The sequence below is a fragment of the Pedobacter sp. A2324 genome (genome assembly GCF_059693705.1).
In genome coordinates this window covers 839,930-864,966 of sequence record NZ_JCASSK010000001.1, presented here as the reverse complement: position 1 = coordinate 864,966, position 25,037 = coordinate 839,930, and the positions used below count along the sequence as shown (strand labels likewise).

The window sequence follows — 25,037 nt, the reverse complement described above, 5'->3', positions numbered from 1 at the left end:
TGACGATTATTTTTATTGATTACATCATCTGAAAGTTAATCGCCATATTATACCTTACGCGTACAGCGGTTCCTTTATTTCTACCTGGTTTCCAGAGAGGTGATTTCTTAATTACTTTCATGGCTTCTTCATCACAGCCGAAACCGATTCCCCTGATTACGGATACATCAGTAATTGAACCATCCCGTTCCACTACGAAGCTTACGAATACTTTTCCCTGAATATTTTCTTCCTGGGCACGTGACGGGTAACGTAAATTGCGTTCCATGTATTTCGACCATGCTTTCGCACCGCCCGCAAATTCAGGATACTCATCAACGCCTTCCAACCCTACAGGTTCGTTTGATCCCGTGCCTTCTCCATCTTTTGCCGTTCCGTTTCCATCGCCGGTTCCTGTGCTTGTGGTTACTACAGCCGCAGGGCTGATGATACCCTCCTGAGTTTTATCACTGATTACCGCATTTTCGATTTCTTTTACAGTTGGAGGATCAGGTAAATCAACCTTGTTTACCACGACAATATTCTGAGAAAGTGCAACAGTTTTTACTTTCACAGGCTCAGCTTTTGCAGGTTCAGCTTTCTTTTCAGGTTCTGTTTTAGGCTTCATCTGATGGATCACATTATCAAGTGTTACCAGTTTCGCCTTATCCTCTACTATAATCTCTTTAGGAACCAGTTTGCTGTAGATGAGCGGACTGCAGAAGAGTAGCAGGAAAAGTGCTGAAGCAATAAAAAGTGCTCTTGTTGTGATCGCAGAAGATTTGGATCTTAACTCATAAGCACCATAGTTTTTGTTGCGGTTAGCAAATACAAGATCGAGCCACTCGGTTTTGTACAGATTGAATGAAGAGTTGAACATAGTTTTAGTTTTTTATACCATGATGCAACAAAATCGGCGATTCCATAAAACGATGAAAAAATGCATTTTCTTTACAAAAAATGAAAAAACCTGCTTAAAAAACATTTTTTTATTTCACTTTCTGTAATATTGATATAAAAAATACGATTGTTTTACAAAAATTAATAAAATATGCTATTTTTGACAAAAAACAAAATAGATTAATGAAAAGCTTAAGAACCATCGCATTAAAAGAGGCTCAAAACAGAATTTCACCTGAAGTTAAATCTCCTTCATCGAAAATTTCTGACTTTTTCGGCGCTAATGTATTTGATAAGAAAAAAATGAGAGATTTCTTATCTAAAGACGTATATGAAAAATTAATCTCATCTATTAACCAGGGTGAGCTGATTAATTCTGACGACGCGAACCAAATTGCTACAGCTATGAAAGCATGGGCAATGAGCGCTGGCGCCACTCACTATACGCACTGGTTCCAGCCTTTAACAGGCACTACAGCTGAAAAACATGATTCGTTTTTTGAGCCAAGTGGCGACGGTGCTATCGAAAAATTCGCAGGAAGTGCTTTAGTTCAGCAGGAGCCTGATGCATCGAGTTTCCCGAATGGTGGAATTCGTAACACTTTCGAAGCACGTGGTTATACCGCATGGGATCCATCATCTCCAGCATTCATTATGGAAAGCAAAGCAGGAAAAACACTTTGTATCCCAACTGTATTCGTTTCATACACTGGCGAGGCATTAGATTACAAAGCTCCATTGTTAAAAGCATTAGCTGCACTTGATAAAGCGGCTGTTGATGTTTGCCAGTATTTCGATAAAAGCATTACTAAGGTAAATGCATCTTTAGGTATTGAGCAGGAATATTTCTTAGTTGATGAGTCATTATTCAATGCCCGCCCGGATTTATTATTAACCGGCCGTGCATTATTCGGGCACATGTCTGCTAAAGGTCAGCAATTAGAAGATCATTATTTCGGTTCTATTCCTGAGCGTGTTTTCACGTACATGGTAGACTTCGAAAACGAAGCTTTGAAATTGGGTATTCCTTTGAAAACCCGTCACAATGAGGTTGCACCATCTCAGTTTGAGTGTGCTCCGATTTATGAAGAAATCAACTTAGCTATCGACCACAACCAATTGTTGATGGACTTGATGGAAAAAGTTGCCCGCCGTCACCATTTCCGTGTATTATTACATGAGAAACCATATGCAGGTATCAATGGTTCAGGTAAGCACAACAACTGGTCGTTAATTACTGACACTGGTAAAAACTTACTTGCACCAGGTAAAACACCTAAAAATAACTTAATGTTCCTTGCTTTCTTTGTGAACACAATTAAAGCGGTTAGTGAGCATGCAGACTTATTACGTGCAAGTATTGCATCGGTAAGCAACGATCACCGTTTAGGTGCTAACGAGGCGCCGCCAGCAATTATCTCGATCTTCTTAGGTTCACAATTGAACGATGTATTAGATGAGATTGAGCACTCACGTATCAGCAAAAAAATCAAAGAAGACAACGCATTATGGTTAGGCATCCCTAAAATCCCTCAGATTTTATTGGATAACACCGACCGTAACCGTACCTCACCATTCGCCTTTACAGGTAACAAGTTTGAATTAAGAGCAGTTGGTTCTTCTGCAAACTCTTCAGCGCCAATGACCATTTTAAATGCGATTATGGCTGAGCAATTAACTAAATTTAAAGTTGAGGTTGATAAACTGATCAAAAAAGGTGATAAAAAAGATATCGCTTTATTAACAGTAATTAAAAAATACATCAAAGAATCTAAAGCGATCCGTTTCGAAGGAAATGGTTATAGCCAGGAGTGGGAGGATGAAGCTGCAGCACGTGGTTTATCAAACATCAAAACTACACCAAAAGCTTTAGACGCTTACTTAACAGATAAATCTGCTGAGTTATTTGCAACAACCGGTATCTATAGCGCACGCGAGATTCATGCCCGTCATGAAATCATGTTGGAGAACTTCTACAAAAAACTTCAGATCGAAGCACGTGTAATGGGTGAAGTGGCTAACACAGCAATTATTCCTGCTGCTATCGCTTACCAGAACTCATTAATTGCTAATGTTAAAGGTTTAAAAGAAATCGGTGTAGAAAGCAAAGCATCTTTAGAAATTGTTAAAAAACTATCTGAGCATTTAGATATCGTTAAGACAAACATTGATGCCATGCTTGAAGAGCGTAAAGTAACCAACAAAATCGAAGATACACGTGAGAAAGCCATTGCTTACGACGAGAAAGTTAAATCTTACTTCGACACTATTCGTTACCATGCTGATAAATTAGAACAAATCGTTGATGACAGTGTTTGGCCTTTACCAAAATTCAGAGAATTGTTATTCATGAAATAAAAACCCTCAGGTTTTAAGCTTTTAGAGGCGTAAGGTGAAAACTTTACGCCTCTTTTTATGCATAAAACTTCTGATTTCTTCCTTCTGACTCCCGACTTTTTCCATTATCTTTGCGGCAACATGAGTGATAACAGGTACAATCAACGTGGCGTTTCTGCCTCAAAAGAAGATGTGCACAATGCCATCAAAAACATCGATAAGGGTATTTTCCCGAAAGCATTCTGCAAGATCATTCCCGACATTTTAGGCAACGACGAGACCTTCTGCAATATCATGCATGCCGACGGTGCAGGCACGAAATCTTCACTGGCTTATGTTTACTGGAAAGAGACCGGAGATTTATCGGTATGGAAAGGCATTGCACAAGATGCCATTATCATGAATATTGATGATCTGATTTGTGTTGGTGCAACCGATAACATTTTGTTATCCTCTACTATCGGCCGTAACAAAAACCTGATTCCTGGCGAGGTAATTGCCGAAGTAATTAATGGTACTGAAGATATTTTAGCCGATTTACGCGAACAGGGAATTTCCATTTACTCTACAGGTGGTGAAACTGCTGATGTGGGTGATTTGGTTAGGACCATCATTGTGGATTCTACGGTTACATGTCGCCTGAAACGTGAAGAAGTGATCAGCAATGATAATATTAAACCGGGAGACGTTATTGTCGCTTTGGCATCATATGGTCAGGCAACCTACGAAACTGAATATAATGGCGGCATGGGTTCGAATGGTTTAACTTCGGCCCGTCATGATGTTTTTGAAAAATCGGTGGCCGAAACTTATCCTGAAAGTTTCGATCCGGCGGTTCCGTTCGACCTGGTATTTTCTGGTCAAAAACAACTTACAGAGGAAATTGAGATTGAAGGTTTCGGTAAAACTACAGTAGGGAAACTGGTACTCTCTCCTACCCGTACGTATGCACCGGTGATTAAAAAGATACTGGAAAGCTACCGCAGCCAGATCAACGGTATTGTTCACTGCAGTGGCGGCGCGCAAACCAAAGTGCTTCACTTTGTTAATGATGATATCCATGTGATTAAAAACAACCTTTTCCCTGTTCCGCCGCTGTTTAAGCTGATTCAGGAGCAATCTGGTACAGAATGGAAGGAAATGTATAAAGTATTCAATATGGGTCACCGTATGGAGTTGTATGTGCCGCAGGAGATTGCTGATGATATCATTGCCATTTCTAAAAGCTTCAACATCGATGCGCAGGTTATCGGGCATGTGGAAAGCGGAACGCAAAAGCAGGTGACTATAGAAAGCGATAAAGGTACATTTGTGTATAATTAGATCGAAAGAAATATACATGTGAAGGTCCTGAACTTGTGTTCAGGGCCTTTTTTTGTGTAAAATTTAGCGCACAATCCAACAGCGTACCTTGTGACTGCCTATCTTCGGGCATGAAGAAAATAACAACAGCAATGTCCCTAATTTGCATTGCACTCTTGTTTTGTTCGTGGGGCTTTTTCGGACATAAAACCGTGGCCACCATCGCAGAACAACACCTCAGCATAAAAGCAAAAGAGGCTGTAAAATTACTTTTGGAGAATGAAAGTATGGTAGACGTGGCCTCATGGGCCGACGAAGTTCGCAACCAACCGGCTTATAAGAACACTGCTAACTGGCATTTCGTGAATCTTCCGGCAGGATTAAACAGGCGAAAGTTCAGGGATAGTATTACCACCTTAAAAACTGATAATTTATTGAGTGCACTGGAGCTGAATGAACAAATCATTCAGGATCCTAATGCTACAAAAGTACAAAAGGTAGTGGCGCTCAAGTTTATCATACACCTGGTGGGCGATGCTCATCAACCCATGCATGTGAGCAGAGCAGAAGACAAAGGAGGCAATACCATTCAGGTACAGTTTGACGGAAAGGGAACAAATTTACATAGCCTGTGGGATAGCCGCCTGCTCGATCATCAGGGTTTGAGCATCGCACAGCTATCGTCAATAGATCGTATAGGAAAAAGGAAGATCAGAAGATGGCAAAGAGCCGCACCGGTTGATTGGCTGTATGAAAGTTATCGGATCAGTAGTAAGCTATATGAGGAGATTGAGGCCAATAACAAACTCGGAGAAGATTATTATCAATCGCACATTGATATTGCAAATAGACGCATTGAAATGGGCGGAATTCGCCTAGCAGGTGTACTGAATCAGTTGTTTGAAAATGGAGTGGTTTATAAGTAGCCGGAGATAAAATACCGGATAAAAAAAAAGCTTCGCGTCGATGCGAAGCTTTTTTTGAGATATTTTGTTAAACTTATTCAACGGGCACAAAAAAGCCCCAACCGATGGTTGGGGCTTAATATATAGGAATTAAAAGCTTACAGAGCAGCTCTCAACCCAAATTCTGACAGTGCAAATGTGTATTCAGCAAGTGTTACATTCGCTGCATCCTGAGCTACAATAATGATACTTGTACCTCTTGACTGAGAAGAAGCGCCGTTGCTAACTGTGAAAAGGCCTTTGCCAATTGAACTTAACGGGAATGTATAGGTAAGTCCCCAAACAGTGTTAGCTGAGTTACCGTAAGCGCCAATTGAAGTTACAACAGGTGCACCAGCAACCGGTGAAGCGGTAGCTGCCAACGATACGTTTGTAGCAGTGTAAAGTTGAGTCCTTACAGAACTACTTACAGCAGTTGCGCTGGTTTGTGTGTTGGTAAGATAGAAAACGGTTAGCTTAGGAATTACTTTAGAAGGAAAAAGTTTTTCTCCAACAATGTAATTTAATGTTACTACACTTGTTCCAACAGTACCTGTAGCGGAAATTGGATTACCTTTTGCTAATTCAATGGTTGTACCACCGGTACCTGAAACTTCTTTTTCAGCATTAGGGTCCTTTTTGCAAGCGCTCATTGATAATACAATAACGCTAGCTGTGACCATAATTTTTGATAATATATTTTTCATTTTAATCAATTTAAAAATTTACAGCCTTAGTTGAAATTATAACGTACACCAAACTGCATGTAATAGGTTGATGAGATGGTTTGTGAAGTACCATATGAATCTCTAACGATATCACCTTGCGTATTGGCTAACCTGAATGTGGGTTTGGTTGTGGTGCTGATTGATGAAACGTTCTGAGGAACAAGAATCGCTGAGTTGTTAGCGAAGTTGACGTTGCCCCATTTACGATTCAACAAGTTACCTACGTTGAAAATATCTACTGTAAACTGGAATGAATTTTTAGATTTTCCGTAGTTTCTGAAAACTTCCTGAGTTAATCTGAAGTCAAACTGATTTCTCCATGGCAATAATGCACCGTTACGCTCAGCATACTGACCTTTACGTTTGCTTAGGTAAGGATCATTATTGATGTAATTCATGAAGATATCACTTTGCTCCTGTGCACTATAAGCTCTTGCATAACCTGTTGTACCTGAAGGTATGTTTGTGAAAGTAATTTCGGAAGCATCACGCGGAATATAAATCAAATCATTTGTTTGTCCATCGCGGTTGAAATCTGCACTATAGTAGTAAGAGAATCGTCCTTGTTGCTGACCTTGATAGAATAATGAGAATGATGTAGCTAAATTCTTGATATATTCTTTTCTGTAAGAAATGCTGGCAATAAAGCGGTCAGGTACTAAATTCTGAGAATAACTTAATGTTGGATTATTCGAATTAGTTGAAGTGTATGGAATAGACCATAAGTTTAATAACTGGTCACCACTACCATCACCGAAGTTACGTTGATCAGAACGGGTGTAAGCAATCATTGCAGATAAACCACCCTGGAATTGTTTTGTCAACTGAGCTGTTGCTTGCCAGTTATAACCACCTTTAGCATTTGTCATCTGAATAACGTTCAACGCAGAAGTACCAGTTGTGCTTGGAATACCTGCACTTGTGATATTTACAACCTGTCTTGAAGTTACAGAGCTTCCGTAAAACGGTCTTGTATCAGGATATCCAGCTATAGTTAAAGCAGTTGGTTCTTGTAAGTTTACGTTTTTAGCAACGGCAACATTCAGGTCCTTACCATAGATACCTTCTAAAGTAGCGACTACGCCACCAGGTAATTTAAAGTCTACAGCTAAACTTGACTTCCATGTTTGAGGGAATTTCAAATCAGGAGCCATAGCGCTGATTGTTCCAGGGATACTTGTTCCTGCAGCTGGAGCAGCAGTAGTTAAGTTTGGAGCAATGCTTGGATTAAATAATGGTGTTGAAGCACCAGAATAAACCTGAGTATATTGAAGTAAACCAGCGTCACCCGATTGAGAAACGATCCATACAAAAGGAACACGGCCAGTGAAAATACCTGAACCACCGCGAACCTGTACTGAACGGTCGCCCATTACATCCCAGTTGAAACCAAAACGAGGAGAATATGTTAATTTATTTTCTGGTAAAACACCTGTATCGATTTTTTGACCGTTGGCAAAAGTTTGAGCAGCTACTAATGGATGTGTTCTAATTTCTGAAACATTAGGATATGTTGCCTGTTCAAAACGGATACCTGCAGTTACTTTCAAACGATCCGAAATAGTAAACTCATCCTGTAAATAAGCAGAGTATTGAGCAAACTTAAAGCTTGGGAAAGCTTGCGATCCATCGGCAGTTAAAGGGTAAGTTACTGAATACTGTAATGGTCTTGCATTGTTATAAAAATCAGCATAAGAAGCAAAAGTATAGAAACCAGTACCAAAGCGTTGGAAACCATTTTTAGTTGTACTGAATTCAGCTTGCACACCTAAAGTAATGTTATGTTTACCTAGGGCCAAACTTAAATCATCACTGTAGGTATATCCTTTAACATCTCTTAAGTTACCGTAAGTAAACGGTTCGTAACCGAAAGTAGTTAATACGCTACCAGCAGATGTTCCCGATTGGGTATTGTTTAAGATATCAACCAAAGGAAAAGGAGAACTATCAGAAGTTCTTGGATCGTTTTGGTGAGAATAAGTAGCACGCAATACGTTGGTAACTTTACTACCGAAGTTGGAGTTTAACTCAGCAACTGCAGAATACAAGTTAGCCGCCTGATAATAGTTGGAGTTTGAAAAATTTAAACCAGCATTGGTATTGCTACCAGACCTATTGTTTCCGTAACCTAAATTACCAGTTACACCCGAACCAGTAACTGAAGTACTTGCTGAACTTGGTGAGGTACTTTCTACCTGATTATAACGCACACTGAAACGGTGATTGCTTGTAATGTTCCAGTCTAAACGGGCAAACATTTTTTCATTATCACTGATGTTTGAATATCCCTGGTATACACCCGGGTCATAACCATATTTAGAGATTAAGTATGATTTCAATTGATCTAAATCCGATGCAGTAGCTGGTGCAACAGTTGAGACACCACTGTTATACGGTAGTGCAGCCGTTGCAGCAATTCTGTTATTTCCAGGCTCAATAGTATGTTTTTTCTCGTAGTTAACAAAAAAGAATAATTTGTCTTTTACAATCGGACCACCTAAGCTAAAGCCATAGTTTTTCTCATCTAACTTCTGTAAAGTTGGTATCCTGTAAGTTTCACCAATTCTTTTTCCCTGTTGTTCTTCACCACGCATGGTATAGAAAGCGTTACCAGAAAAAGTGTTAGAACCCGACCGGGTTACAGCGGTAACAGAACCACCGGTAAAGCCAGACTGGCGAACATCATAAGGCGTTACATTGATGGAGATTTGCTCTAACGCGTCGATTGAAATTGGAGATCCTCCCGCGGGAATATTCTGACCAATTCCGAACTGGTTGTTAAAATTAGCTCCATCAACAGTGAAGTTGTTAGAACGGTAATTACCACCACCGATAGCAGTACCATTTGCCTGAGGTGTTAAACGGGTTAAATCGTTTACACTACGGGTAATGGTTGGTAAAGACTGGATTTGTTGTCTGGTAACTACAGTATTAGCACCGCTTTTGTTAGAGTTCATGATCGCATTGTTACTCTGACCAACAACTTTTACCTCGGCAAGTGTAGAACTGTTATCTACTAAAGTTACGTTTTCCAAATAAGGCTCACCTAATTTCAAATAAACTTCAGTTTGTTTTTCTGGTCTGTAACCTACGAAGCTTATTTCGATGGTATAAGGACCACCGACACGCATACCACCAATTGTAAAACGCCCATCATTGTTAGTGGATACGGAGTAAACAGTTCCGGTAGGTGTGTGTGTTGCCTTAACACTGGCACCCGGTAATGCGCCTTTGGCGTCTCTAATTGTACCAGTCATTGATGAAGTGGTTACCTGTGCGTTTGCACCAAAGGTAAGGCCTACTAAAGCAACAATAACGAGTACAAATCTTAAAAGTAAAGATTTCTTCATACTTTTTTTTTTAATTGTTTTTTGTTGTTGTTTGATAATGATCGTTAGTGATTGATTACCACAAGCTGACGGTGTTTACAACCGATTCAAATTGCGCACAAATGTAATTAATAAAATTTAACAGATTTTAACATTCGCATTAAAATATTTAACAATTAACACTAACTTAACATTGGATTTATGGCATATAACTCTTTATATATCAATAAAAGAGCAAATTCATTGAGAAAAGAATGCACAAAAGTGGCTTTAACTATAAATTCGGTTCAGATAATGCTTTTTTTATATCATTTTTGAAATTCGCACATCCAAATAGTAGAGTTAGTTAGGAAGGATGTGGTGCATTATCTATGGTACTTTCTTGAAATTGAGTTCGGATAGGAAACGCTGGATTGTCGCTGCGTTAACTGTAAGTAAAGAAAAAATGGGTTTTGTAATGAATTTCTATTTATGATTCATTAACAAACATTTTTTTTTAGTTTTGGGGATTGTAAGAAACTGATGTTTCTACATTGTAATGCTGATGTGTTTCATAGAAGCGAGGGTAATCTTTCCGGAGAGCCTCCTCCTGCCCAGGAGATTACTTAATATAAAACAATTAAAAGAAATCTCTTTATATAGATATGAACTACGACGTTATTGTTTTAGGCAGCGGCCCAGGTGGTTATGTAGCTGCAATCAGAGCTTCACAATTGGGAATGAAAGTTGCCATTGTAGAGCGCGAATCATTAGGTGGTATTTGTTTAAACTGGGGTTGTATCCCAACTAAAGCGCTTTTAAAAAGTGCTCAGGTTTTTGAATATATTAACCATGCTGCTGATTACGGAATTACTACTTCGGGAGCCACTGCAGATTTTGCAGCTGTGGTAAAACGCAGTCGCGGTGTTGCCGACGGAATGAGTAAGGGCGTTCAATTTTTAATGAAGAAAAATAAGATTGACGTAGTAATGGGTACTGGTAAAGTGAAACCAGGAAACAAACTAGAAGTTAAGGGTGCTGATGGTTCTCAAAAAGAATTAACAGCAAAAAATATTATTATCGCAACAGGTGCGCGTTCGAGAGAGTTACCTAACCTGAAACAAGACGGTAAAAAAATCATTGGCTACCGTCAGGCAATGGTGCTTCCTGAGTTACCAAAAAGTATGGTAGTGGTAGGATCGGGTGCTATCGGCGTGGAGTTTGCTTATTTTTACGCCACGATGGGAACTAAGGTGACGATCGTAGAATTTATGGAGAATGTTGTTCCGGTTGAGGATGAAGATGTTTCCAAACAATTATTGCGCAGCCTGAAGAAAACCGGTATCGATGTAATGACTTCAGCATCTGTTGAAGCGGTTGACACGAGCGGTGCAGGTTGCAAAGTTTCGGTAAAAACAGCATCAGGTATGCAAACGATCGAAGCTGACATCGTCCTTTCTGCTGCTGGTATTGTGGCCAATATCGAAAACATCGGTTTGGAAGAAACAGGTATCAAAACGGAGAAAGGCAAAATTGTTACGGATGAATTTTATAATACTTCAGTAAAAGGTTATTATGCCATTGGTGATGTGGTTGGCGGACAAGCTTTAGCACACGTTGCTTCTGCGGAAGGTATTATCTGCGTAGAGAAAATTGCTGGTCAGCATGCTGAGCCATTAGATTATAACAACATCCCGGGATGTACTTACTGTACACCAGAGATTGCTTCTGTTGGTTACACTGAAAAAGCAGCTAAAGCAGCTGGTTATGAATTAAAAATTGGCAAGTTTCCATTCTCCGCATCTGGTAAAGCGAGTGCTGCCGGTGCAAAAGATGGTTTCATTAAATTAATTTTTGATGCGAAGTACGGCGAGTTACTGGGTGCACACATGATTGGTGCGAATGTTACCGAGATGATTGCTGAAATTGTGGTTGCCCGTAAACTGGAAACTACCGGTCATGAGATGATTAAATCAGTACACCCTCACCCAACCATGAGCGAGGCGATTATGGAAGCTGCTGCAGATGCATATGGAGAAGTGATCCACTTATAGTTGGAATTCCTTTCGGAAATCTGATTCGTATAAATAAAAAAAGAAAACTCTTTAGATAAACTGAAGGGTTTTCTTATTTTTAATGCTTTCATACTTGATGCCAGCTAATTGATACTGAACACCTGATACTGTCTTGACAATACCTGAATAACTGACCCTAAATACCTGTAAATGAAACTTCACACCATAAATACCGGATTATTCAAGCTTGATGGTGGCGCTATGTTTGGTGTTGTACCAAAAGCCATTTGGCAACGTACGAACCCCGCCGACGCAAACAATCTATGTACCTGGGCAATGCGGTGTCTGCTCATTGAGCATGGTGACCGTTTAACTTTAGTGGATACGGGTATCGGCAACAAACAGGACGAAAAGTTTTTCAGCCATTATGATTTACATGGTGATGATTCGATGGAGAAATCACTGGCAGCACTGGGTTTTGGCAAAACCGATATTACAGATGTTTTTTTAACACACCTGCATTTCGACCATGTAGGTGGGGCAGTGATCCGTGAAGGGGCACAACTCACACCAACGTTTAAAAACGCGATATACTGGAGCAATGAGAAACACTGGCAATGGGCCACGGTACCCAATGCAAGGGAAAAGGCTTCATTCTTAAAAGAAAATATATTACCGATTCAGGAAAGCGGACAATTACAGTTTATTGACGAAACTGATGATATTGAGTGGCAAAAAGATATTCATATTGGCTTTGCCTATGGGCATACAGATGCTATGATGCTTCCGAAAATCAGTTACAAAGGCCGCACTATTGTTTACATGGCGGATCTACTTCCATCAGTAGGACACCTGCCCCTGCCCTATGTAATGGCATATGATATGTTTCCGTTAAAAACATTGACAGAAAAACAAGCCTTCCTCGAAGAGGCTGCCGACAACAATTATATCTTATATCTGGAGCACGATCCGGTGAATGAGTGTTGTACGGTTCAGCGGACTGAAAAAGGAATCAGGGTTTCAGAGACTTTCCGCCTGGCAGAGCTGGGGTAACCGAAACATCAAGGGCATAAATTTATTTTCACTTTTATTTGTATTTAATCTAAATAATGTGAATTTTTGTGTCCGATGGAAAAAGCTTGTATTGATATCAATCAACTCGTTAACGTGTTCTCTAATAATCATGGTTCTGTTTATCAATCTGATAAGCTAAACTGTTTTTATATCGATTTCGGAGGTAAGTTTGCCCGTTTCAATTGCCTTTCTCTTCAAAAACTTAAGAAGACTGTTGAAAAAATTGATATCGAAGATCTTTTACTAAATACTAAAAGAGCAGATTTCGAATTAGTTACTTTCAATGGGTGTGAGCACATCTATCTGCTTAGTGCGCTTGAAATTATCGCATTAAAGGATCTTTTGCATGGCACTTTTACCATGTTTAAATTAAACCACCTGGTGAACGATTGCCTGTACAGACTGGTTTACTAAACAAACCAGCGTATTTAAGACAAGGGAAACGGAGACAAAAATCTTTCTCTTTGTATCCAACCTTACCCCCATCTTACTGCTAATCAAACAGAATCCGTATAGCGTTATATCATTTGTTTTACATGCGATTGTCGCTATTTAAAATCATTACAAATAACTTATTATCAGCAATTTAGACTAATTTCATATTGCAAATAAATTCTACAAATGAACAAATTCGGTTTACATTTGTATTGTTATTAAAGCACAGAATTATGAAAGATCTAATGCGTATCAAATGTTTAATATCACAGGATATTGAAACACTTTTAAATCAGCAAATTAAAAAAGAGGCTCACTCTTCATCACTATATTTAGCAATGGCATCATGGTGTAACCAAAACGGTTATGACTACTCGGCCGATTATTTCACCAAGCAATCTGACGAGGAGAGAATGCATCAGCTTAAGTTATTCAAATATGTTTTGGATATGGGCGGTAATGCAATTTCTCCGGAAGTAACTGGTATCAAAACAGAATTCGGTGGATTCAGAGAAGTTTTCGAAGATGCACTTGAAGCTGAAATTGCCATTACTCAAAGCTTTAAAAATTTAGCATCAAGATGCCATAAAGAACAGGATTTCGTAACAATGGAATTTTTAAACTGGTTCTTGAAAGAGCAACGTGAAGAAGAGTACAAAGCGCGCAGAGCACTCGAATTATTCGAAGTGATTGGTGAAGAAGGTACTGGAAGATGGGAAATTGACAAGCATGTTAATGACATCACCTATTCTGAAGACTAGAATAACAACTAACAAAACATATATGGAAAAGCTGTTTCGAAAGAAATGGCTTTTTTTTGTTTTGAAATGAATCTATGTTAAAAAAGAAGCTCCTATGTTTTACATAGAAGCTTCTTTTAGTTTAGGTTGTTTGGTTTATGTTGATTATGAATAAGTCTTGTAAGCTTTATAAAAAAAGCGCCGTTACCAGCGCTTTTTTTAAACCAAATATATAATAATAATTAACGAGCATTACAAAAGTACACATATTATTTAAATACACAAGTGTTTTTCATAAATAAATTAAATATTTCTAATAAAAACTTAAATAAAAGGAAAAACAAGCGTATAAATATCATTAAAATACGTTCGAAAATGAATTATCAGATATTTTTTAAGACAAAACTTGCATTTTTAAATATCAAAATCATACTTTAAGCAAATATTTAAGTCTTATGGTAGAAAATTTTATAAAAAATTACTTAAATCAACCCAATACTTACGATGAAATGTTTTTGAATAGTGACAACTATCGAAATCATTATTCAAACTTCATTAACAACTTCTCAAAGGAATCGCTCGAAAATCTGAACAAAAAAGAAGAACTGGCAAAAAAGTTATTTATGAGCCAGGGAATTACCTTCACTGTATACGACAGCGGAGAGGGAATTGAGAAAATATTCCCCTTTGATATCATCCCCCGTATTATTACCTCAACGGAATGGTCATTCATTGAAAAAGGCATCAAACAACGGTTGCGGGCATTGAACCTCTTTTTGAAAGACGTTTACAGCAATCAGTTTATCATCAAGGATCAGATCGTTCCGATTAATGTGATCTATTCCTGTCCGCATTTTTTACGGGAAATGCACAATGTCAATGTGCTTCACGACATCTATATCCATATTGCCGGTATCGACCTGATCAGAGATCACGACGGGACCTTTTATGTGTTAGAAGATAACCTGCGCACGCCATCAGGCGTAAGCTATATGCTGGAAAACAGGGAAATTACCAAAAGACTTTTTCCTGATCTGATTCCACAATGTGGCGTAAGAAGTGTAACAGAGTACCCGGCCATATTGTATAAGAATCTAATGGCGCTTTCGCCAAGAGCCGTTTCAAATCCTACGATTGTACTGCTGAGCCCGGGGATGTATAATTCTGCTTATTATGAGCATACCACACTGGCCAGACTTATGGGTGTAGAACTGGTCGAAGGCAGGGACCTGGTGGTGAAGAATCAGAAAGTATTCATGAAAACCACTACGGGCTTGCAGCAGGTTGATGTGATTTACCGCCGTGTAGATGACGACTACCTGGACCCGTTGGTATTTAACCCGAACAGTGTGCTAGGCGTTGCCGGTTTAATGGGCGCGTATCGCAAAGGAAATGTGGCCATCGTAAATGCAGTAGGAAATGGTGTTGCTGATGATAAGGCCGTGTATACCTATGTTCCGGATATGATCAGGTATTACCTGAATGAGGAACCGCTTTTAAAAAATGTACCCACCTATCAATTAAGTAACCAGGATGAATTAAATTATGTTTTTGAGAACATTAATAAGATGGTGATCAAAAAAACAAACGGCAGCGGTGGTTATGGCATGCTTATGGGGCATTCCGCTACCGAACAGGAAACTGAAGAGTATAAACTGGAAATCCTGAAAGATCCCAGAAACTTTATCGCACAGCCCACCATCAGTTTGTCTTCTGCCCCCTGCTTCATCAATGGTAAACTGGCTCCCAGAAGGATAGATCTGCGTCCTTTTGCGCTTAACGGACCTGATGGAATATCTATCGTTCCCGGAGGCTTGACAAGAGTGGCCCTGAAAGAGGGATCGCTGGTGGTGAACAGCTCACAAGGCGGAGGCAGCAAAGATACCTGGGTTTTAACTTCTTAGAATAATAATATGTTAAGTAGAGTAGCATCAAGCTTATACTGGTTAAGCAGATATGTGGAGCGCAGCGACGGCATGTTGCGTATGTTGAAAATCAATTACGCCTCATCACAGGATACCATACAGGAGTTTACGTGGAAACCAATCATCAGAATTTTCTCTTCTGACGATGAGCCGGAACTGTTAAACATTCAGCACGACAGCCGGGCCGTAATCGAATATTTGCTTTTAAATAGGAACAACCCGAATTCCATTTTAAATATTGTTACCCTGGCAAGGGAAAATGCCCGCAGCGTACAGGAACATATCCCAAAGGATTTATGGCAATGCCTGAATGAGTATTACCATACGGTTAAGGATGAGAAACTGCTTTGGTATGTTCAAAAAGATGACCCCATTACAGCGTTGGATATCCTGATTAAACAGGTAATGTTGTACCATGGAACGGCAGATAGCGCAATGGAACGCGGAGAAAGCAGGAGCTTTATGAAAATAGGCAAGCATCTTGAACGCAGTATACAGTCTATTGATATCCTGGATATCAAATTCAGGTTTATTACGGATAATCCTGATTTACTTACGGATATTGCTTACTGGAAACACCTGCTGCTTTCCATTGGAGGCTACGAGCTGTACCTAAAGACTTACCGCCAGGGATTTGATGCCAAGAACATCATTGAGCTGGTGATGCTGAACAACGATTTCCCCAGATCTGCACTGTACTCCATGAACAATATCGACAGGTATTTCAGCAGATTAAAAAGTGAAAGCAACATTGAACACTATAACAATCTGTTGTTTAAAATCGGTAGATTGAAAAGCATGATTACCTATAGCTCGGTGAATACGATGGAAGAAGAGCAATTGCACCAGTATTTAACAGAAATCAGATCTGAACTTTACGGCATCGGTAATTTATTAAACGAATATTATTTCGCCAATTCATAAAATAAGCCAATAGCATTAGAAACCATATCATATGCCAGTTTTCAAAATCAAACATATCACAAATTACAAGTATGAATCGCCTGTTCGCGACAGTGCCAATCAGATTATCTTATTTCCAATAAAGGACGACTTCCAGAAAGTGGTTAAACACGACCTAAATATTTCAGGAAGCCCGGAAATTGAGCTGTTCATCGACTATTATGGAAATGAGGTGGGTACATTTACACAAAATGAACCCCATACCCAGCTTAAGATATTTTCGAAAGTAAGTGTGGAGACCTTTCCGAAACCATTACCGCAAGATGATATGTTCAGCAGTGAGCAATGGAACAGTCTCGAATATCTAAAATATGAAGTTCCCTATATAGATTATCTACGCCAGGAACCTTTTGATGGCATTATCCAGCTGAAGGAAACTGCCTTAAGTATCAAAAACGGTGAAGATACTCCTTTTCAAACGGCTATAAAATATTGTGCCCACGTTTTCAGCAGCTATGAATATATTAAGGGAATTACGGCAGTAGATACCACTATCGACGAGATTTTGAAGCTGAAAGCCGGCGTTTGTCAGGATTTTGCGCATGTACTTACTGCGATGCTTAGGCTAACCGGAATTCCTGCCCGTTACGTGAGTGGCTATATTTGTCCGAACCGCGATGGCATGCGGGGTGAAGGTGCAACCCACGCCTGGGCTGAGGCATATTTACCGGAATATGGCTGGCTGGGCCTCGATCCTACCAATAACTGTATTGCAAATGAGAACCACGTGCGCCTTGCAGTTGGCAGAAACTTTACTGATTGCTCTCCTGTTAAAGGCGTATACAAAGGTGGTTTTGAACATATTATGGAAGTTAATGTTTCAGTTGGCTATAATGATGAAGACCTGGACAGTGATAACTATTTTCAACCAAAAGAAGTAAATTATTCCAAGCCATCAGGATTGGCTACCACAGCAAGGACCCAAAACAGTTACCAACAGTATATGGAGGCCATGCAGCAACAGCAACAACAGCAATAGCAGGCCTTTGAAAGGGAATGTTTAAACTCAAGGCCCAGGAGTAAAAAAAGAAAATTGAAGATCACAAACTGACAACTCGTAGTGTTTTTTTTCTAAATTTGCGGCTTATTATAAATAACAATATGATTAAGAGACAGCAAATTAAAGATTTATTAAAATCGACAGCATTTGACACCGAGGTAACGGTTATGGGATGGGTTAAAACCTTCCGTAATAATCAGTTTATTGCATTGAATGACGGATCTTGCATGAGCAATATCCAGGTTGTGGTTGATTTTAATAATTTACCTGAAGAGCTGTTGAAACGAATCACAACCGGAGCATCTATTTCTGCGACAGGTAAACTTATTGAATCATTGGGAAAAGGTCAGACTGTGGAGGTTAAAGCTACGAATCTGGAGATTTTAGGGGACAGCGATCCGGAGAAATTCCCTTTACAACCTAAAAAACACAGCCTGGAGTTTTTGCGTGAGATAGCTCACCTTCGTTTCCGCACCAATACCTTCAACGCGGTTTTTAAAGTTCGCCACGCGCTGGCTTTTGCCATTCATCAGTTTTACAACGAAAGGGGTTTCGTTTACATGCATACGCCGGTAATTACCGCGAGCGATGCTGAGGGCGCAGGTGAAATGTTTAAAGTCACCACTCTGGATTTTGACAACACGCCCCGGACTGAGGATGGAAAGGTTGATTTTTCACAAGACTTTTTTGCACGTGCGACAAATCTGACTGTTTCGGGCCAGCTGGAAGGTGAGCTTGCAGCAATGGCTTTCGGAAAGATTTATACATTCGGACCAACATTCAGGGCTGAGAACTCTAATACAACCCGACACCTGGCCGAGTTTTGGATGATTGAACCCGAATTTGCTTTCGCAGACCTGGAAGATAACATGCAGCTTGCGGAAGATATGATGAAGTATGTAATCAAATATGCTTTAGACAACTGCAAAGAAGAACTGGAGTTTTTGAATACACGTTTAGCTGAAGAGGATAAACAAAAACCACAAAATGAGCGAAGTGAGTTTGGATTACTGGAAAAGCTAGACTTCTGTTTAGCAAACGATTTTGAGCGTTTGACTTACACAGAGGCCATCAGAATTCTAAAGTCATCGAAACCAAATCAGAAAAAGCAGTTTAAATATTTAATCGACGAATGGGGTGCAGATCTGCAAAGTGAGCATGAGCGTTACCTTGTTGAAAAACACTTTAAAAAACCGGTAATTTTAACGGATTATCCTGCAGACATTAAATCCTTCTACATGCGCCAGAATGAACCAGATGCGGAAGGCAGACAAACGGTAGCTGCTATGGATATTTTATTTCCGGGAATTGGCGAAATGATTGGCGGATCGCAAAGGGAAGAACGTTTAGATCGTTTGACCAAGCGTATGGAAGATATGAATATTCCTCAGGACGAACTTTGGTGGTATTTAGATACACGCCGCTTCGGTACAGCACCACATGCCGGATTTGGATTAGGTTTTGAGCGTTTGGTACTTTTCGTTACCGGAATGACCAATATCAGGGATGTAATTGCGTTTCCGCGCTTCCCGAAGAACGCAGAATTTTAAAAAAAAAGAGAGCCATTTGAAAATCAAATGGCTCTTTTCTGTTAATGACAGGTAGGTTGTGAAATGAATGTGAGTAAAATAAAGAGGAGCAAAACCTGAGTCTCACTCCCCTACCTTAAACTAAACATCAATTATCTCTATAGATAGATTTTTTTAACTTAATTTTTTACCTGCTTTGATGAACAGGTTGGCAATCTTTTTAACATCAGAGCCTGTTAAGAATTCATCAAAACTTTCAGCAGCCTGGGATTGAGTAGTAGCAGTACCATTGATTCCTGTAATCTGAATCCCGGCCTGAGTAGTATTTTGTTCACCTGCGTAAACGGCATCAACAGCTGTTACACCGGTATCATTACCAGTAGCGGTATAAGCGATCCAAGGTTTTAAGGCACTTGCACCTGTAACGTTGGCTGCAACCATCTGGCGAATGTGTGAAGCATGACGTGCTTCTACTGAGTGAATTTGCAATGCTGTAGTTAACACCGCATTACCTTTCAATATTGGCGCCTGACCTTTATAAGCCCTTACACCTGTATCTTCAAAAGCCAATGCCACTTTTAGGAAGGTTTGATAGTTGGTATCAACATCAGCAAATCCACCACCAGCAGTGAAATCAAAGTCATTGTAAACATAACCATCTGCGCCTGTAATTTGCAAAGCTCCTTTTAATAAATCAACGTGTGCACGTTCGTGATCGCGGATGGTTGTGATTGCAGCTCTTGGTGCACCTGTTGGAATATAAGTAGCAGTAGCTAAAGATAATGCGTGATTATAATAGTTGTACTCCAGATATTCTAATGCCAAAGCGAAGTTTAACACGTCGGTTACCGTACCTGGATTGGTTTGTCCGTAAGCCTTCTGGAACATAGATCCCATGGCAAGTGGTAAAGCAGCAAGGGAGATTTTTTTACCGATATTGTAAAAGTCTCTCATCGCTTTACGGCGAGGGTTTAATCTCTCATAGATCTCACCATCAACTTTTTCTATTTCGTCTAATATATTTAGGATATTCATGATTGTAGATTTTAAAGATTAAAGGTTAATTACGTTAATTTTCGTTTTGATGTATTTTCCGGCAATACCTAAAACCTTATCCGGAGTTAAGGCACCATCCAAACCGCTTGCATTTACTGCACCCAGGGCAGTCATACTTGCCAAATCTGCAAAAGATCCGTTCGAGATGATATCTCTTACATAAGCAGCGTGACGTGCTTCAACCGAAACGATCTTACCTGCCAATACCAGATAATCTGTACTCTTAATTCTAACCCCTGCTCCATTGTAGGCTGCAACACCTAAATCTTCAAAAGCCATTGCTGTAGCTAAAACACTTGATGCGCTGGTAAAATCGATAGAAGAAAAATCTACTTCTAAACTTCCTATAGCAGCTGTGCTTAAAGCATTTTTAAAGAATTCGCGGTGAGCAATTTCATGAAACTGTATATCCTGGAAGTAAGCTCTTTGAGCGGTTGTGAAAGTTGATGGTGGAGCAGAAGCTACTTTTACATAAAATGCAGCCTCAAGCTGTTCTAATGCATAAGCGTAGTTTAAAACCCCGAAATCATCTTTAAAATCTAAAGTAGCGCCAGTTGAGATATCGCCAAAGTTGCGGTCTTTTCTACATCCTGCTGCTACCAGGGCAAGAGCAGCGGCACTTGCACCTGCATATTGCAGAAACGATCTCCTGCCAACTGCACTGTTTAACAAACTTTCGTCAAGTTCATTTTTGGTTTCTAGTTCATTGTTTTTCATAATGAGAATTTTTAGGTATTTTGATTTCGTTTGATGATACATACGTGACAATTTTCAAACTGGTTTTTGTAATCGTATTTTTTTTTGTGGGGCTATTTTAATACATTCACCAACACAACACCATGAACACATTAAAAGCCATTATTGTTGACGATGAAGAGTTTGCGAGATCTTCATTATTTTTCCTTCTTCAGCAGAACTGTCCGGAGATAGAAATTACCGGAATTGCTCGTTCTGTACAAGAGGCAAAAGAAATTTTATTCAACCATCCTATCGACCTGATTTTCTTAGACATAGCCATGCCAGGCGGAAATGGTTTCGACCTGATTCCTGATGCACAAAAACACAAAGCGGCAGTTATATTTACGACGGCTTATGACCAGTATGCCCTGAAAGCAATCAAGGCAAATGCACTGGATTATTTATTGAAACCAATTGATATTGATGAACTGAAGACAGCAGTAGAAAAAGTTACCCAACATATTAAACTATTTCAAAATCAAAATGAAAATGATGAGCGGGTGAGCAATCTGGCCAATAGCTTGAGTGCCAAATCAGAGATCAGAAAGCTAACACTTCCTTATGGGCAGGGCTTTAAAATGATCGACGTTGATGAAATTATTTACATTGAGGCAGACAGCAATTACTCAGTTGTACACCTGATTAACAAGGAAAAGATTACGGTTTCTAAGGTATTGAGAGAATTTGAAGAATTGCTTCCGAATGATCAGTTCGCCAGGATTCACAAATCAAGTATTATCAACCTAAACCACCTGAAAGAATACAATTCAAAAAACGGACTCCAGGTTTTCTTAAAGAGCGGTGAGAGTATCAATATTTCCCGCAGGCGGGCAAGCGATTTTTTCGAAAAAATAAAATTATTTACCAAAGTGAGCAGTGATCATTAAAAGAATAAATATCAGCACTAAAGGCAATCGGATCTCAACACGCATTGCAGCGCTTGTATTTGCATTTTCATTCACTGCCGCTATTTTGTTGAGCTGTCCATCTGCCTTTGCTCAAACCACTTACCTACCCCATTACACATCGAAAAACGGCCTTGCCAGCAACAATTGCTATTATATTCTGCAGGATGCCAAGGGATTTATATGGATATCTACAGATAATGGCCTGAGCCGTTTCGATGGCACCAATTTTCAAAATTTCACGATTGAAGACGGCCTCCCGGATACACAAATTTTGCGCATGGCCGAAGACAAAAACGGGCGTATCTGGTTTTTTGCCTTAAACGGACAGTTGAGCTATTTGCAGGATGGAAAATTCTACAATCAGGATAACAATGCGCTCTTAAAAAAACTGAGTTTAAATACAGTCATTGTATCTTTCATTATCGACAAAAAAGGAAGGATCTGGTTGGGTACCAATTCGAATCTGATTGTATGCTGGGATGGGAAAATGATCAAAAAATACATTTCCCCTAACCATGAAGACAAGTTTACCAATGCCTTTATCCACGAAGATGAACAGGGAAATATATATGCCTTCAGTGACCAGAGCGTTCAGAAATTTAACGGTAAAACTTTTAACGTCATTAAATCAAATGTTCAGCCCATTTCATATCTGGCTGCCGACACACAGCCTAACCATTCGCTATCTTATATTGATCAGAAAGGTTTCAAGTTATTTAAGAATGGCAGAATAGAGTCAATGGTTTCTATACCGCAGAATCTGATTAAAAATATGTCGGGTTACTTCTACTACAATAGCAGTTCCGGGGAAGTATGGCTGGCGAACGCGAATGGTGCATTTGCGCTTGACAAGAGTGGTAAAACCGTTCAATATTTGCAGGACATCTCCGTAAACCAGGTATTTAAAGACAATAATCAGAACATGTGGTTTGCTACTAATATCGGGATATTCATGCTTCCGAACGTTAATAACAGACTATCTATCATTGATGCGGAATCAGGTTTGAGCAGTAATGTAATCAAGAGCATTACTAAAGATGGAAAGAACAGGCTATGGCTTGGAACAGACGATGCGGTGATTGATATTTTAAACATCAGCAATTATCAGGTGGAAGAATATGGGCTGGATGATTTTAAAAAATACAAGACGATTAAGCAAATTAGTTTCGACAAAAAAAATCAGTCGGTTTACTTTTCATCGGATTACGGGATGGGTGTTTTTAAAAACATCTATCAATCAACGAACGACGTTAGCTACTTAAAAGAATCAAACAATCTGATGTTTGTCATCAAGCATTTTAGCCTGGACGACAATAATAGCCACCTGGCTCTGGCGCTATCATCAGGAGTGGTATTCCTATCAGACAGGATTAACAATTTCGAATTTAATTCATTTAAATACAAAGAGAAGGAAGATTTTTTCAAAGACCGTTCTTACCATGTTTTTTACGACAGATCGGGAAGTTTATGGTTTTCAAATGTGAGCGGTTTATCGCAATTTATTTCTGGAAAACTCATCAAACACTTTGAAAAACATCCTTTGCTCACCAAGCGGATTAACGACATCCAGCAACTGGACGACGGCACCCTGATTCTTGCGACAGATGGCTATGGACTGATTTTCTATAAGGGCGGTCAGATTGTGAAACAGGTGACGCAAAAAGATGGTCTTACCAACAACATTTGCACAAAAATCTTTATAAAAAACAATGAAATCTGGGTACTGACAAACAAAGGGGTAAATAAGATTGCTGACTATCCGGATCACCCGAGTGTTGCTAACTTTGATTATGGCAAAGACTTGCTTGGCGACGACATCAATAACCTGTTTATTGATGACAGCACGGCTTATTTTGCGACGAATAAAGGTTTGATATTATTTAAGTACAACAATGCTAATATCAGTAAGAATCTGCCCAAGGTGTATGTCACCTCAATTATTAAAGATAATGAACGACTGCCCGTTAACAAAGGCAACTTCGTTTTTGAAACAGGCAATAACACTATACTCTTCACCTTCAGTGCCGTTGATTTCACAACTGGCGACATTACCTATCGTTACCGGTTAAATGAGCGCTCTGCCTGGGTGGAAACCAGAACCCGGCGGCTGGATTTTTCATCATTACAATCGGGAGATTACGTTTTTGAAGTATGTGCCAAGAGCCAGAATGGCAACTGGGGGCCATCAGCGAAGATTCCGTTCACCATTAAAAAGCACTTCTGGCAAAGCTTATGGTTTCTATCTCTATTAATTCTTTTAGTTGCTTACATTTTCTACAAAGTTGCCGTAAACATCACCCGGAAGCAAAAGGATAAGGAGCAGGAGCAGCTGCTGGTTAAAAATAAGGTTTTAATGCTTGAACAACAGGCATTGCAGGCCATGATGAACCCTCATTTCGTTTTCAATGTAATGAATTCGATTCAGCATTATATCAATACGCAAAATACAGCTTCTGCTAACCGGGTATTGACAGGCTTCGCAAGATTGATCAGAAAGAATTTGGAGATCTGTACTAAAAGCTATATCTCACTGGAGGAGGAGATTGAATACCTGAATCTGTATTTAAAACTTGAAAAGAACCGATTTGGCGACAAGCTTCAATATATTTTTGAGATTGAGGAGGATATTGACAGAGAAGAAACCTTTATTCCATCAATGTTGCTGCAGCCTTATGTTGAAAATGCGATATGGCATGGCATAATGCCCAAAGAAACAGGAGGACAGATCCTGATCAGGATTAATTTAAAAAACGAACATTACCTTAAGATCGAAATTATTGACAATGGAATTGGCATAGAGAATTCATTGCGGGATAAAAAAGGAACACATGTTAGCAAAGGAATGCAACTTACAAAAGAGCGTTTGAATCTTTTAGGACAGATTGGAGCAAATCCTATACACCTCAATGTGAGGCAGAACCATGAAAACGGCACAACAGTATCGATATCCATACCACTGAAATAGCATTTTTACCGTTTACTCAATTATTAATACCACTTACTAAATAGAAGTTACACCACACCCTGTTTAGCCTTAAACTTGTGTTAGAAATAAACGATAGTGTTTATCAAAACGTTCTTATAGAATTGATATAGATATTTAATAACCTAACCTAAAACTATATCTTAATTCAGGTTTCATTTGTGTGTTGAAAG

At 39.4% G+C, this 25,037-nt stretch carries 18 protein-coding genes; 13 read left to right on the top strand and 5 right to left on the bottom strand.

The features are described from left to right. Positions 1–19 precede the first annotated feature (19 nt). Entirely contained in the window at positions 20–859 is an 840-nt protein-coding gene (locus AC570I_RS03700) for an energy transducer TonB (protein WP_497404387.1), read from the bottom strand. A gap of 203 nt (positions 860–1,062) precedes the next feature. On the opposite strand from AC570I_RS03700, the gene AC570I_RS03695 reads away from it, so the two are divergent. The 3 genes from AC570I_RS03695 (at position 1,063) to AC570I_RS03685 (ending at position 5,444) form a co-directional block, all read left to right on the top strand. Next, the gene (locus AC570I_RS03695; RefSeq protein ID WP_497404386.1) at positions 1,063–3,237 is read left to right on the top strand and encodes a glutamine synthetase III family protein; all 2,175 of its coding nucleotides are present in this window, start codon (positions 1,063–1,065) and stop codon (positions 3,235–3,237) included. Positions 3,238–3,357: 120 nt separating this feature from the next. After that, positions 3,358–4,539 carry an AIR synthase related protein gene (locus tag AC570I_RS03690; protein ID WP_497404636.1) on the top strand — a complete coding sequence of 394 codons (1,182 nt, stop codon included), beginning with the start codon at positions 3,358–3,360 and terminating at the stop codon, positions 4,537–4,539. A 110-nt stretch (positions 4,540–4,649) separates the two neighbouring features. Continuing rightward, a complete protein-coding gene (locus AC570I_RS03685; protein ID WP_497404385.1) occupies positions 4,650–5,444 on the top strand; it encodes a S1/P1 nuclease in 795 nt (264 codons plus the stop codon). A 137-nt stretch (positions 5,445–5,581) separates the two neighbouring features. On the opposite strand, the gene AC570I_RS03680 is transcribed toward AC570I_RS03685, so the two are convergent. Together AC570I_RS03680 and AC570I_RS03675 are read right to left on the bottom strand one after the other, a co-directional pair. Continuing rightward, positions 5,582–6,169, bottom strand: coding sequence for a hypothetical protein (locus tag AC570I_RS03680; RefSeq protein ID WP_316798327.1), 588 nt, complete (start codon positions 6,167–6,169; stop codon positions 5,582–5,584). Positions 6,170–6,195: 26 nt separating this feature from the next. After that, complete coding sequence (locus tag AC570I_RS03675; protein ID WP_316798326.1) at positions 6,196–9,540, bottom strand: TonB-dependent receptor; 3,345 nt, start codon at positions 9,538–9,540, stop codon at positions 6,196–6,198. 623 nt (positions 9,541–10,163) lie between these two features. Between AC570I_RS03675 and lpdA the strand changes: the two genes are divergently transcribed. The 8 genes from lpdA (at position 10,164) to asnS (ending at position 19,200) form a co-directional block, all read left to right on the top strand. Next, on the top strand, positions 10,164–11,552 hold the full coding sequence (gene lpdA, locus AC570I_RS03670; RefSeq protein WP_047797342.1) for a dihydrolipoyl dehydrogenase: 1,389 nt from the start codon (positions 10,164–10,166) through the stop codon (positions 11,550–11,552). Positions 11,553–11,723: 171 nt separating this feature from the next. Beyond that, positions 11,724–12,566, top strand: coding sequence for an MBL fold metallo-hydrolase (locus AC570I_RS03665; protein ID WP_497404384.1), 843 nt, complete (start codon positions 11,724–11,726; stop codon positions 12,564–12,566). A 75-nt stretch (positions 12,567–12,641) separates the two neighbouring features. After that, the gene (locus tag AC570I_RS03660; RefSeq protein WP_047797344.1) at positions 12,642–13,001 is read left to right on the top strand and encodes a hypothetical protein; all 360 of its coding nucleotides are present in this window, start codon (positions 12,642–12,644) and stop codon (positions 12,999–13,001) included. A 254-nt stretch (positions 13,002–13,255) separates the two neighbouring features. After that, entirely contained in the window at positions 13,256–13,783 is a 528-nt protein-coding gene (locus AC570I_RS03655; RefSeq protein ID WP_047797345.1) for a ferritin, read from the top strand. A 434-nt stretch (positions 13,784–14,217) separates the two neighbouring features. Further along, positions 14,218–15,666, top strand: a complete 1,449-nt coding sequence (locus tag AC570I_RS03650) for a circularly permuted type 2 ATP-grasp protein (RefSeq protein WP_497404383.1) — start codon at positions 14,218–14,220, stop codon at positions 15,664–15,666. Between the two features lie 9 nt (positions 15,667–15,675). Continuing rightward, positions 15,676–16,611, top strand: coding sequence for an alpha-E domain-containing protein (locus AC570I_RS03645; RefSeq protein ID WP_497404382.1), 936 nt, complete (start codon positions 15,676–15,678; stop codon positions 16,609–16,611). A 31-nt stretch (positions 16,612–16,642) separates the two neighbouring features. Then, a complete protein-coding gene (locus AC570I_RS03640; protein ID WP_497404381.1) occupies positions 16,643–17,629 on the top strand; it encodes a transglutaminase family protein in 987 nt (328 codons plus the stop codon). 122 nt (positions 17,630–17,751) lie between these two features. After that, complete coding sequence (gene asnS / locus AC570I_RS03635; RefSeq protein WP_497404380.1) at positions 17,752–19,200, top strand: asparagine--tRNA ligase; 1,449 nt, start codon at positions 17,752–17,754, stop codon at positions 19,198–19,200. Between the two features lie 153 nt (positions 19,201–19,353). On the opposite strand, the gene AC570I_RS03630 is transcribed toward asnS, so the two are convergent. Both AC570I_RS03630 and AC570I_RS03625 read right to left on the bottom strand, forming a co-directional pair. Then, entirely contained in the window at positions 19,354–20,214 is an 861-nt protein-coding gene (locus AC570I_RS03630) for a ferritin-like domain-containing protein (RefSeq protein WP_497404379.1), read from the bottom strand. An 18-nt stretch (positions 20,215–20,232) separates the two neighbouring features. Continuing rightward, positions 20,233–20,952: a ferritin-like domain-containing protein gene (locus tag AC570I_RS03625; RefSeq protein WP_047797679.1), complete on the bottom strand. Its 720-nt coding sequence runs from the start codon at positions 20,950–20,952 to the stop codon at positions 20,233–20,235. 122 nt (positions 20,953–21,074) lie between these two features. Here AC570I_RS03625 and AC570I_RS03620 point away from each other — a divergent pair, with 122 nt between their 5' ends. Beyond that, positions 21,075–21,860: a LytR/AlgR family response regulator transcription factor gene (locus AC570I_RS03620; protein WP_497404378.1), complete on the top strand. Its 786-nt coding sequence runs from the start codon at positions 21,075–21,077 to the stop codon at positions 21,858–21,860. Continuing rightward, on the top strand, positions 21,850–24,846 hold the full coding sequence (locus AC570I_RS03615) for a sensor histidine kinase (protein WP_497404377.1): 2,997 nt from the start codon (positions 21,850–21,852) through the stop codon (positions 24,844–24,846). The genes AC570I_RS03620 and AC570I_RS03615 overlap by 11 nt, the downstream gene beginning before the upstream one ends. Positions 24,847–25,037 lie beyond the last annotated feature (191 nt).

Coding starts and splice junctions, on each gene's coding strand:
- AC570I_RS03700 (WP_497404387.1), bottom strand. CDS start 859: ATGTTCAACTCTTCATTCAATCTGTACAAAACCGAGTGGCTCGATCTT.
- AC570I_RS03680 (WP_316798327.1), bottom strand. CDS start 6,169: ATGAAAAATATATTATCAAAAATTATGGTCACAGCTAGCGTTATTGTA.
- AC570I_RS03625 (WP_047797679.1), bottom strand. CDS start 20,952: ATGAAAAACAATGAACTAGAAACCAAAAATGAACTTGACGAAAGTTTG.
- AC570I_RS03655 (WP_047797345.1), top strand. CDS start 13,256: ATGAAAGATCTAATGCGTATCAAATGTTTAATATCACAGGATATTGAA.
- AC570I_RS03630 (WP_497404379.1), bottom strand. CDS start 20,214: ATGAATATCCTAAATATATTAGACGAAATAGAAAAAGTTGATGGTGAG.
- AC570I_RS03645 (WP_497404382.1), top strand. CDS start 15,676: ATGTTAAGTAGAGTAGCATCAAGCTTATACTGGTTAAGCAGATATGTG.
- AC570I_RS03640 (WP_497404381.1), top strand. CDS start 16,643: ATGCCAGTTTTCAAAATCAAACATATCACAAATTACAAGTATGAATCG.
- AC570I_RS03650 (WP_497404383.1), top strand. CDS start 14,218: ATGGTAGAAAATTTTATAAAAAATTACTTAAATCAACCCAATACTTAC.
- AC570I_RS03690 (WP_497404636.1), top strand. CDS start 3,358: ATGAGTGATAACAGGTACAATCAACGTGGCGTTTCTGCCTCAAAAGAA.
- AC570I_RS03620 (WP_497404378.1), top strand. CDS start 21,075: ATGAACACATTAAAAGCCATTATTGTTGACGATGAAGAGTTTGCGAGA.
- AC570I_RS03665 (WP_497404384.1), top strand. CDS start 11,724: ATGAAACTTCACACCATAAATACCGGATTATTCAAGCTTGATGGTGGC.
- asnS (WP_497404380.1), top strand. CDS start 17,752: ATGATTAAGAGACAGCAAATTAAAGATTTATTAAAATCGACAGCATTT.
- lpdA (WP_047797342.1), top strand. CDS start 10,164: ATGAACTACGACGTTATTGTTTTAGGCAGCGGCCCAGGTGGTTATGTA.
- AC570I_RS03695 (WP_497404386.1), top strand. CDS start 1,063: ATGAAAAGCTTAAGAACCATCGCATTAAAAGAGGCTCAAAACAGAATT.
- AC570I_RS03685 (WP_497404385.1), top strand. CDS start 4,650: ATGAAGAAAATAACAACAGCAATGTCCCTAATTTGCATTGCACTCTTG.
- AC570I_RS03675 (WP_316798326.1), bottom strand. CDS start 9,540: ATGAAGAAATCTTTACTTTTAAGATTTGTACTCGTTATTGTTGCTTTA.
- AC570I_RS03660 (WP_047797344.1), top strand. CDS start 12,642: ATGGAAAAAGCTTGTATTGATATCAATCAACTCGTTAACGTGTTCTCT.